The sequence below is a fragment of the Danxiaibacter flavus genome (genome assembly GCF_041060425.1).
In the GTDB taxonomy this organism is placed as follows: domain Bacteria; phylum Bacteroidota; class Bacteroidia; order Chitinophagales; family Chitinophagaceae; genus Danxiaibacter; species Danxiaibacter flavus.
Genome location: NZ_JAULBC010000002.1, coordinates 373806 through 384878, shown reverse-complemented (window position 1 = coordinate 384878; position 11073 = coordinate 373806). Strand labels below are relative to the sequence as shown.

The following is an 11073-nucleotide window of genomic DNA, read 5'->3' as shown; positions in this document are numbered from 1 at the left end:
AATGACAGTCATGCAACACATATGGATCGTATTGGGCGTACTGTTTGTACTGCTGAATATCGCAGCTGGTCTCATCTGGCTGGAGCGTCGGATGCTGGCTATGTGGCAGGATAGGCTTGGTCCCAACAGGGCAGGGCCGTTAGGAATTTTGATTGTTTTGGCCGATACTTTAAAGTTGTTTTTTAAGGAGGACTGGATCCCTCCGTTCGCAGATAAATGGGTATTCATTACTGCGCCTGCCATTGTTGTGGCAAGTGTGTTGATGAGCTTTGTGATCATTCCTTTCTCTCCGTCAATTATCGTATCGGATTTAAATGTTGGCATATTGTTCTTTTTGGCAATGTCTTCATTGGGCGTGTACAGCATTGTATTAGGGGGCTGGGCATCAAACAATAAATATTCCTTGTTGGGTGCCTTGCGTGGTGCTTCTCAAATGATCGCTTATGAAGTATTTATGGGATTAAGCCTTATGGGCATTGTAATGTTAACCGGATCATTTAAGCTGAGTGATATTGTAAATGCGCAGAAAGATGTGTGGTTTGTTTTTAAGCAACCTGTTGCTTTGGTTATATTTTTTATTGCAGGAGTAGCTGAAACACATCGTCTTCCTTTTGATATTCCCGAAGCGGAAAGTGAGCTTATTGCCGGTTTTCACTCAGAATATTCCGGTATGAAATTCGGGATGTTCTTCATCGGAGAGTATTTGGGCGTAACGCTCATTTCAGCCATGACTGCAACCATGTTTTTCGGCGGATGGCTCGGTCCTGCATTCCTGCCTCCATGGGCGTGGTTCTTTATTAAAACATTTGCATTTATACTGTTCTTTATATTATTACGCGCATCGCTGCCGCGACCAAGATATGATCAGTTGATGGAAACAGGCTGGAAGGTGTTGCTGCCTTTAGTGCTGTTGAATCTGATGGTTACCGGCGCGATCGCGTTGTGGATAAGAGGCTAGGCGAAACCAATTGAAAATGGAAAATGAATAATTGAAAATGAAGAGGTGATTTCGGACTACCCGTGTTACTTCTGCCTTTTCTCTGCATAATAAAAAACTTAGTGCTTCTTTGAGTCTTTGTGTCTTGGTGGCCCAACTTTTAAAACTTGTTTATGTTCAGTCATATACGAACAATCTGGTTAACATTTCTTCATCTTTTCAGGAAAAAGGTGACGATAGAGTATCCCGAAGAGAAAGTAAAACTCCATCCTCGCTGGCGTGGAAGAATAGTGCTGACAAAAGATCCTGACGGCGGTGAACGTTGTGTTGGTTGCTATTTATGTGCAGTGGCTTGCCCTGTTGACTGTATTGCCTTGCAGGCCACTGAAGACGAAAACGGACGCCGTTATCCTGAATTTTTCCGCATCAATTTTTCACGCTGCATTTTTTGCGGATATTGCGAAGATGCTTGCCCTACATACGCCATCCAACTAATACCTGATTTTGAAATGGCTGAATACAACAGGCAGAACCTTGTTTTTGAAAAACCAGATCTGCTTATTGATAGCCAGGGAAAATATCCCGGATATAATTTCTACAAGGTTGCAGGGATGGATGCAGGCGTAAAACAAAAAGGTGAAGGCGAAAATGAAGAAGCTCCGGTTGATATTCACAGTCTAATGCCATAAGAAATGAACTACCTGTTTTATATATCGTCAGTCGTCGCAATTGTCGCTACCATTATGGTAATTACACGTTATCACCCTGTTCATGCGTTGCTATACCTGGTGGTTTCCTTTTTAGCAGTATCTATGATCTTTTTGTCATTGGGCGCTCCGTTTGTCGCTATACTGGAAATCATATTGTATGCAGGTGCTATTATCGTGCTCTTCATTTTTGTGGTCATGATGCTGAATATCGGGAGTGAAGCAGCGGCGCAGGAAAAGCAATGGATCAAAACACAAACCTGGGCCGGGCCGACAATACTTACGGCCATTTTGCTTGCAGAATTGTTAGTGCTTATGATCAGGGGAGATTCTACAACAATTACGGATCAATCCGTTCCCATTAAACAAATATCTTTTTCTCTTTACAAGGAATACATAATAGCTGTCGAACTGGTTGGATTTCTGCTGATGGCCGGCATTGTTGGCGCCGCTCATATCGGTCGCCATAAGAAAAGATACTTGCACAGATTCCTCCGGGAAAAAGAGGAACGGGAAAGTGTGAAGTTGTAAGTGGTACGTTATACGTTTATCACAGCGAAGTTTTTGCATCAGACATAATCTCCGCTTCCTAAAACGTAAAACGTAAAATTTATAACGTACAACGTAAAACGTAAAACTTACAACGTACAACGTATAACTTAAAACGTACAACGTATGGCTTCCTACTCAGTACTTGCCGTTGCTGCCATATTATTCACTTTAGGCTTGATTGGCGTGTTAACACGACGCAACGTGATCTTTATATTGATTTCCGTTGAGGTTATGCTCAATGCTGCCGGGCTTGCTTTTGTTGCAGCCGGTGCACGATGGGGACAGCCGGACGGACAGGTGATGTTCCTGTTTATCCTGGCCATGGCAGCGTCGGAAGTTTCAGTTGGATTGGCATTGGTCATGCAGGTTTATCACCAGCATAAAACCCTGGACGTTACCAGGCTCAACGTATTAAAAGACGATATAGATATTCAGGAAATAAAGGTTCAATAGTTAACATAGGGTGGCAGAAAGTTAAAACTAAATTTTATGCACCAGACGCTATCTCTCATCCCGGCATTGCCGTTAGCTGGTTTTCTAATACTATCACTGTTAGGCAGGCGTTTACCCAACAGGCTGGTAGCACTAATCGGCGCGGGGGTAATTTCCGCTGCTGCGATCATCGCGATATGGCTGGGGATTAGTTTCCTGCAGGCGCCTCCGGATAGTGGTGCATACAGCGTTGAGCTTTGGCGTTGGATGAGCGTTGCCAATTTTAATTGTTCATTCAGTTTACACGTAGATGCTTTATCTCTGGTGTTCGTTTTCGTTATAACATTTGTAGGTGCATTAATACATATTTATAGTGCAGGTTTTATGAAGCACGACAGGGATTATGCCCGGTTCTTTGCGAGCATGAATTTGTTTGTCTGCGCTATGCTGCTTCTGGTAATGGCAGATAATCTTGTGCTGCTGTATCTGGGTTGGGAAGGTGTAGGTTTATGTAGTTATTTATTGATCGGTTTTTGGTACGAAACAACCGCTAATGTTCAGGCTGCCAATAAAGCTTTTTATATTACCCGCGTTGGTGATACAGCAATGGCCATCGGTTTCTTTTTGTTGTTCCGGGAATTGGGAACGCTGGATATTCCTGCCATTCAAAAACTGGCACCGGAACATTTTACAAGTGGCTCACCCATCATAACGGCCATCGCCTTGTTGTTGCTCGCCGGAGGGATGGGAAAGTCAGCACAGGTTCCTCTACAAACCTGGTTGCCTGATGCCATGGCCGGCCCTTCGCCGGTAAGTGCCCTCATTCACGCAGCAACGATGGTTACGGCGGGCGTTTATTTGGTGGCAAGAATGCATGTCCTCTTTCAGCTTTCGCCGCTGGTCATGAGTATAACAGCGGTAATCGGAGCACTCACTTTATTTATTGCCGGATGCAGTGCAATGGTTCAAACAGACATTAAACGCATTCTCGCTTATTCAACAATAAGCCAGGTGGGTTATATGTTTTTAGCGCTGGGCGTAGGAGCGTGGAGCGCCGGCGTGTTTCACTTCTTTACACATGCATTTTTTAAAGCGTTATTATTCCTTGCAGCTGGCGCCGTAATAGAATCGCTTCATCATGAACACGGGATTTTTAAAATGGGCGGATTGAAAAATAAAATGCCGCTTGTCTTTTATACATTCCTTGCTGGTGCCGCTGCATTGGCTGCGTTGCCGCTTATTACGGCAGGATTTTTCAGTAAGGACCAGGTGCTTTGGTATGCACTTAGTGCCAACGGCGGAAATCCGCTGCTCTGGATTGTGGCTTTGCTTGGTGCTTTTATTACAGCCTTCTACACCACAAGGTTGATGTTGGTTGTTTTCTGGGGAACAGAAAAAACGCATGTTGGTGAACTTCCCGGAAGACTGATGACTTTGCCATTGGTTATCCTCGCAATATTAAGTATATGCGCCGGCTTTATTGAGTGGCCACACAACATGTTGCACATTACGCTATTCTCAGATTTGGTACAGAAAGTTTTACCGCCTGTAGTGGAAGCTGAGCCTGTGCCTTCCGAAGCGCTCTTTCAGTTGATTGCGGTAGTAGCTACATTCTCGGGTGTATTTGTTGGATATCTTTTGTACAGAAAGAACACTTCAATTATAGAAAGCTGGAAGCAAACACCGGCAATGGTTTGGCTCCGGGATTTCTTTTACACGGGATGGAAGTTTGATGAGTTATACAATATTCTTTTCGTGCGGCCCTTTGTTTTTATTACGCAGTTAAATAAACAGGATGTAATAGATAAAATATATGCCGGTATTGTCTCGCTGTTCCAGCGCCTCAATGGCATATTCTCTGTTAGCCAGGATGGCTCTGTGCGTACTTATGTAATAGGGGTGCTGATAGGTATCATTTTTATTTTAGCCTTACAACTGATTTTATGATACTCATTTGGATGATCATTATTCTATTGGCTGGCGGCATTTTGTGCTGGCTGTTGTCAAAATCAAATTCACCGGCAATAAAATGGATAGCCTTGCTAGCCGTATTAATAGATCTTGTGCTTCTTTTAAATATCTGGCTGCAACATGGTCAGGGCCTGACTGCAAACACGGGCAACTGGATGATTCAATATCAGTCCGCGTGGATTCCTTCCTTTGGTATCAGCTTTCATGTTGCCATGGATGGATTAAGTCTTATTTTGGTAATGCTTACATTCTTCCTGGGAACGCTGGCTGTGTTGTGTTCCTGGAAAGAGATTGAGAAACGTGCAGGTTTTTATTATTTCAATTTGCTGTGGACACTGGCAGGTATTACAGGTGTTTTCGTGGCACTTGACCTGTTTCTTTTTTATTTCTTCTGGGAAGTAATGCTTGTTCCAATGTACCTGTTAATCCTTATCTGGGGTGATAAAAACAGGCGGTATGCTGCATACAAGTTTTTCATATTTACACAGGCAGGTGGTTTACTAATGCTGATTTCTATTTTAGCATTATACTTTATTCATGGTGCACAAAGTGGCACCTACACTTATGATTATTTAAGTCTGTTAGGTACACGTATTGATCCTTCTGTTGCAAAATGGATTATGATGGGTTTTATGATAGCCTTTGTAATTAAACTTCCAATGGTTCCTTTTCATAACTGGTTGCCTGATGCGCACAGTGAAGCGCCTACAGCTGGCAGTCTGATTTTGGCCGGCTTGTTGTTAAAGACCGGTGCTTACGGTATTATACGTTTCGTGTTGCCATTGTTTCAGCAATATGCAGCCGATATTGCATGGTGGGCAATGCTTTTTGGTGTTATCGGAGTTATATACGGAGCAATGATGGCATTTGCACAAACGGATCTCAAACGCCTGATTGCCTATACATCCGTAAGCCACATGGGTTTTGTGCTCACCGGTATTTTTGCCTTTCGCGAAATTGCCATGCAGGGAGTCATCATGCAGATTATTACTCACGGCATAAGTACTGGTGCGTTATTCGTATTAGCCGGTATGATCAAGGAAAGATTACATACAAGAGATATTTCACAAATGGGAGGGCTGTGGTCATACATGCCTGCAATGGGCGGTGCTGCAATGTTGTTTACCATGGCTTCGCTTGGACTTCCTGCTCTGGGAAATTTCATTGCAGAATTTTTGATCCTGTTGGGAACGTTCCAGGCAAATCCAACCTTTACGGTACTCGCATCCACAGGTTTGGTTTTCTCAGCGTTGTATTCACTGCGCCTTATGCAGAAGGTATTTCTCGGTCCGCCCAACGCTCCACATAAGGTGAATGATATCTCAGGACGTGAGTTTATCATCCTTGCTGCGTTAAGTATTTCGATCGTATTGCTTGGACTTTTCCCCCAGGCAGTGTTGGATGTCGCCGGTAAAGTTATAAGTAATAAGTTGTACGTTATACGTTGATTGGTGAGGGGAGGAAATGTGTTGCTTGTTATAGCTAAAGGAAATTAGTATGGACCCAACTGCAGTAGTGCTATGTATCGTTCCTTGTGTCGCACTCTTGTACTGAAGCAACACAATTCGGCGGGAGAATAAAATCTTTCAAGTGTATCCTTCGCTCCGATAAACGTAAAACGTATAACGTACAACTTCACACGGTTCTAAGCTTTAGGCTTTAAGCTTTCGGCTCTAAAAAAAACTACTATGACCGAACAACAACTAATGGCGCTTCTTCCTTTCATGGTGCTGGCTGCAGCTTCAATAGTGATTATTTTGCTCATAGCATTCCGGCAAGGGCACACCGTTATACAGGTTACAGGTTTTCTCCTGATGTGCCTGGTGATCTTCGCCATGTGGTATGTAAGGGGCGTATTGCCGCAGACTATAGCGCCATTGTTAATAGTCGATGGATTTGGTGCTTTGTTTACAGGATTGATTGTATTCTGTGTGCTTGTTGTTGGGTTGTTTTCCTATATCTACTTTGAAGAGCGTGAAGAAAATCCACGCGAATATTATATACTTATTTTTCTAAGTACGCTCGGTGCTGCGATACTTACGATCAGCAGACATTTTATGTCGTTTTTTATCGGACTTGAACTGCTTAGCATCAGTTTGTATGCATTGATCGCATATCTGCGCACCAGAAACAATGCAATAGAGGCGGGTATCAAATATCTTGTACTGGCAGCGTTGACTTCCGCATTTCTCTTGTTTGGAATGGCCTTGATCTACATGGAGACCGGTAGTATGGATTTCGCTGTGATCGCTCAAAGATTGAATGCAGCGGGCAAGTCTTCTGCCTTGTTCTTGACCGGATTTGGTGTAATGATGGTAGCAGTAGGGTTTAAACTTGCCCTGGTGCCTTTTCATTTGTGGGCGGCAGATGTTTACCAGGGTGCGCCTTCGCCCGTGGCAAGTTTTATAGCAACGGTATCAAAAGTGGGTGTATTTGCTGTGTTCCTTCGTTTTTGTCAGGAACTGCATCTCCAAAACAATAGTGCGGTAATGATGCTTATTTCTGCCGTTGCCATTCTCTCTATGATTTCCGGCAACATACTTGCCCTACGGCAACAAAATCTTAAACGGTTGCTTGCTTATTCGTCAATTGCGCATTTCGGGTATTTGCTGGTTGCTTTTCTTCCCGGTAACAATACCGGTGTAGAAGCGGCTGTCTTTTACCTTACGGCATATGCAATAACTATTCTGGCTGCATTCGGTATTATCATTCTTTTATCACCCGGAGAAAAAGATGCAGACAGCCTGAGTATGTATCGTGGTCTGTTTTGGGATAAGCCCTTTATGGCAATTGTACTTACAGTGGCGTTACTTTCGCTCGCCGGTATTCCGTTAACCGCCGGCTTTATCGGAAAATTCTATGTACTAACCGCCGGCGTTGAACAACGCGCGTGGCTGCCGGTAATTGTTCTGGTCATTACAAGCGTTATAGGATTGTATTATTACCTCCGCATCATTAGCACCATATTCGCAGATTCACCCGTCACAATTCAAAAGGAGAGAAGCCTCAACCAATTTTTTTATACAGCGTCGTATGCTGCTCTGGTAGTCCTAACGTTATTACTCTTCGGAATCGGCGTTATGCCCGCCGTAATTATTCAGGGAATAAAACAGTTTCTGGTAATAGACAGATAAATGTGCAAATGTGTAAATATGCGAATGTGTGAATGAATTGAAAATGGAAAATTGATAATTGAAAACGTAGAAATGTGCAAATGTGTGAATGAATTGAAAACGAGAGAATGAGTAAATTTGCAAATATGCGAATGTTCAGATGAATTGGCAATTGAAAATCGAGGAAATGTGTAACTGTGCAATTTGCAAATGCTGGAGTTTTCACTGATGCAATATAGTCACCTGCTTAAAGGAAATATTAGATCTTTCACCTTTCACTATTCACCATTCACTTTTCACTAATTCGTCCATTCGCAATACTTAATGTATAAAACTCTTTGCATCTCACACCTTTCACTATTCACCATTGACTATTCACCAACTTGCAAATTCGCTCATTTGCAAATTTGCACATTTACCCATTTGCTCATTTAATAAGCTGCATCACCTTCTCCTTATAACTTCCGCCGATAGGGATGGTGGCTTTGTCAACTTCAATAGCATTGCCATAAATGCTTTTGATGAATGGAACTGCAACGATATAGGATTTGTGTACACGGATAAATTTCCCGGGAGGTAACAATCTTTCCATATCACTCATCGTCTGATGTGTGATCAGTTTGTATTCGGGAGTGAAAATCTTGAGATAGTCTTTCATTCCCTCGATGTACATTATTTCTGAAAAATTTACTTTGAAGAATTTGCTGTTGCTCTTGATAAAAATATGGTCAGTGGGAACATTGCTTTTTTCTTTCGGTTCCTGTGAAAACAATCTTCCCTCTTTTATTTTATTGACCATTTTTGAAAACCGTTCAAAAGATATTGGCTTCAGCAAATAATCGATCACGTTGAATTCATAACTTTCAAGTGCGTATTCGGCATAAGCAGTTGTAAGCACTACCAGTGGGGGATCTTCAAGCGTTCGTAAAAAATTCAAACCTGTCATTCCCGGTAGTTGGATGTCAAGAAAGATCAAATCCACTTCCTGGTTGTTTAATACTTCAGCGGCTTCAAGGGCATTGTTGCAAATCGCTACGAGTTCGAATTGATCGGTCTTTTGTAAGTGCGATTGAATAACCTGTTGGGCAAGTATCTCATCCTCAACAATAATACATTTTATCAAGCGAAATGATTTTTAATAATAAGAGAAACAGTAAAAACATTGTTGCTTAAAATTACATCAAGCGTGTGAGAATCGGGGTATAAGATTTCCAGTCTGTCGCGTGCGTTCTTAATGCGAAGAGAACTGCTTCTGCTTTCTTCTTTTTCGGTTTGGATAATATCAAGTTCGTAGGTTCCGGGATACAGCAGTTCGAGTAGTGTCTTGCTGTTTTGCATACTCATGCCGTTAATTCTTTTCGCCTGTGTTTCAAGATCCAGGTTGGTGTTGTTAATCACGTTCAAGACGATCTGGTCCGGCTGAACCTTAATGGTAATGTAAATGAAAGTATTGCTGAAAGATGTATCAAAAGCATGTTTGAAGCCATTTTCAATAAATGGCAGAAATAGAAACGGCTCGATCATTATTCCTTTGGTATCGCCTTCAACTGAAAAACGGACGTCGGCATTGTGTCTTAGTTTTTCAATGTCAATATAGTTTTGAATAAAATCGATCTCTTTAGTTAATTCTATTCTAGGCTGATTGCATTCATAAGTCATGTAGCGCATAATGTCCGAAAGTTTTATCACTACTTCAGGCGTCTTGTCTGACTTTTGAAGACTGAGCGAATAGATACTGTTTAAGGTATTGAACAGGAAGTGAGGATTTAGTTGGGCGCGTAAATACCGAACCTTTAAAAAACTGTTCTCTTTTTGCAGGTCGAACAGTAATTCCTTTTCATCCAATGTTTTCCTGATATACGCAATGGCAACAGCAACAGAGATATTAATAATCACCCAAAGACTTTCAATGATCACCGTGCGATAAGTAAATAAAAAATGAAATTTCTCGTCATTAATACTGATCACGTGGAAGACCAATGCGCACACCGCAAATAACACGAGTTGAACAAGAATAAAGAATGAAAAACTGATAAAAATAAAAAGCGTATTCTTATTTTGAAAGAAAAAACGTGGTACAATTAATCGCGCATACAACACGTATGCCGGCAATAACGCCAGGTTAACAAGAAACAGGACCAGCCATGTTTGAAAATCTGTCAGAAAGAAAGTAAGGCCACTTACCAAAGGGTTTATAATTCCCAATAGCAACCAGTAAAACAATTCTATTCTGTTGGGTGGCGGGATTATCCTATCGTTATCGAATTCCATAAAAGGGGATTTTACAAAGGGTTACAATAAATTTAATTCTTAGTTATGCTAACACTTAAATTGGCAAAATCTCCATCTGAATTGTTTCCAACCCAAAAGCCTATTTTACCTTGTATGGTTGGTGATATTTTTTTTACCGTCAATACAGGCTCCGTTATGTTGTTTACGTAGACATAAACCATCTCATCCTTAATCTTGATACTGCAGTGAATCCATTCATTGGGCGAAGGAGCCGGATTGATCGCGTTTTCGTGTTTTCCGGGAAACTGCGTACGCAACTTCTCCCAGTCCCAGTCCGGCAGTGAAACATATTGAACCGCATGGCTCTTTCTAGCCGGGTCCGGCGATTGAAAATTAAACGGCCTGAAATAAATTACGTCGAAAGTGCTGTCATTCTTGCCGTGAAAAGCCATACCCACAAAGCTTTGCTGCATTACATCCTTTCCACGGACATCGAACGTTATTGTGCCTTCTTTGAAAGTGCTGTTCTTTATCCAGGCGACGCCGTCTCCGGATTTTGCGTCGAGATGAATCCCTTGCGGGTTATCCTTTAATGGAGAGATATTTCTATTGAAAACTTCAATCTCTTTGTTTTGGAGAAGCCCGGGCAGGTCAACTAACGCAGAAATGGTTTGCGCTTGCAATGTGGCAGTGCCGCTTATAAGAAGTATCGTAATACATAGGAGGACTAAAAACCTGTTTGTTAATTTTTTCCTTTCTAAAGAGTAAATTTTTTTCATACGCTGTATTGAAGGACGATTTTTCAGTGCATAATAAAGCTAGTACTACCATTTCTTATTTAATCATCATTTCGACAAACATTCGAATACTTTCGATAAATTTTGTTAATGGATAAGGTGAAGGAAATGAGGGGAGATGGGTGGCAGGTTTCAGGAGTCAGGTATCAGGTTTCAGGTGTCAGGTATCAGGTGTCAGGTATCAGGTGTGAGGTATGAGTGTGAAGTCTAAATTCAAAAGTAAGAAGTCAAAAATAGGAAGGGCGATGATTGCGTGTCGGAGGCTAAGAAAAAAAATCGGCTATAATTTTTTCAAAATATGAACAGCATCTAAAGAATTAACTATAGGTGTG

General features: G+C 41.8%; 10 protein-coding genes. 7 read left to right on the top strand and 3 right to left on the bottom strand.

The window, feature by feature from the left end:
- Positions 1-10: 10 nt before the first annotated feature.
- From nuoH to QTN47_RS07245, 7 genes are all read left to right on the top strand, one after another.
- The gene (gene nuoH / locus QTN47_RS07275; RefSeq protein WP_369328685.1) at positions 11-958 is read left to right on the top strand and encodes an NADH-quinone oxidoreductase subunit NuoH; all 948 of its coding nucleotides are present in this window, start codon (positions 11-13) and stop codon (positions 956-958) included.
- A 152-nt stretch (positions 959-1110) separates the two neighbouring features.
- On the top strand, positions 1111-1626 hold the full coding sequence (nuoI, locus tag QTN47_RS07270; RefSeq protein ID WP_369328684.1) for an NADH-quinone oxidoreductase subunit NuoI: 516 nt from the start codon (positions 1111-1113) through the stop codon (positions 1624-1626).
- A 3-nt stretch (positions 1627-1629) separates the two neighbouring features.
- On the top strand, positions 1630-2175 hold the full coding sequence (nuoJ, locus tag QTN47_RS07265; RefSeq protein WP_369328683.1) for an NADH-quinone oxidoreductase subunit J: 546 nt from the start codon (positions 1630-1632) through the stop codon (positions 2173-2175).
- Positions 2176-2319: 144 nt separating this feature from the next.
- Positions 2320-2649 (top strand): NADH-quinone oxidoreductase subunit NuoK, encoded by a 330-nt coding sequence (gene nuoK, locus QTN47_RS07260; RefSeq protein WP_369328682.1) that lies wholly within the window; start codon positions 2320-2322, stop codon positions 2647-2649.
- 36 nt (positions 2650-2685) lie between these two features.
- On the top strand, positions 2686-4575 hold the full coding sequence (gene nuoL / locus QTN47_RS07255) for an NADH-quinone oxidoreductase subunit L (RefSeq protein WP_369328681.1): 1890 nt from the start codon (positions 2686-2688) through the stop codon (positions 4573-4575).
- Positions 4572-6047 carry a complex I subunit 4 family protein gene (locus QTN47_RS07250; RefSeq protein WP_369328680.1) on the top strand — a complete coding sequence of 492 codons (1476 nt, stop codon included), beginning with the start codon at positions 4572-4574 and terminating at the stop codon, positions 6045-6047. The genes nuoL and QTN47_RS07250 overlap by 4 nt, the downstream gene beginning before the upstream one ends.
- A gap of 240 nt (positions 6048-6287) precedes the next feature.
- Complete coding sequence (locus QTN47_RS07245) at positions 6288-7733, top strand: NADH-quinone oxidoreductase subunit N (protein WP_369328679.1); 1446 nt, start codon at positions 6288-6290, stop codon at positions 7731-7733.
- 406 nt (positions 7734-8139) lie between these two features.
- Here QTN47_RS07245 and QTN47_RS07240 read toward each other — a convergent pair whose 3' ends face one another.
- Genes QTN47_RS07240 through QTN47_RS07230 form a run of 3 tightly spaced genes read right to left on the bottom strand, consistent with a single transcriptional unit; the run spans position 8140 to position 10723 of the window.
- Positions 8140-8835, bottom strand: coding sequence for a LytR/AlgR family response regulator transcription factor (locus tag QTN47_RS07240; protein ID WP_369328678.1), 696 nt, complete (start codon positions 8833-8835; stop codon positions 8140-8142).
- A complete protein-coding gene (locus QTN47_RS07235; protein WP_369328677.1) occupies positions 8832-9983 on the bottom strand; it encodes a sensor histidine kinase in 1152 nt (383 codons plus the stop codon). The genes QTN47_RS07240 and QTN47_RS07235 overlap by 4 nt, the downstream gene beginning before the upstream one ends.
- 32 nt (positions 9984-10015) lie before the next feature.
- Positions 10016-10723: a hypothetical protein gene (locus QTN47_RS07230; RefSeq protein ID WP_369328676.1), complete on the bottom strand. Its 708-nt coding sequence runs from the start codon at positions 10721-10723 to the stop codon at positions 10016-10018.
- Positions 10724-11073: the final 350 nt, after the last annotated feature.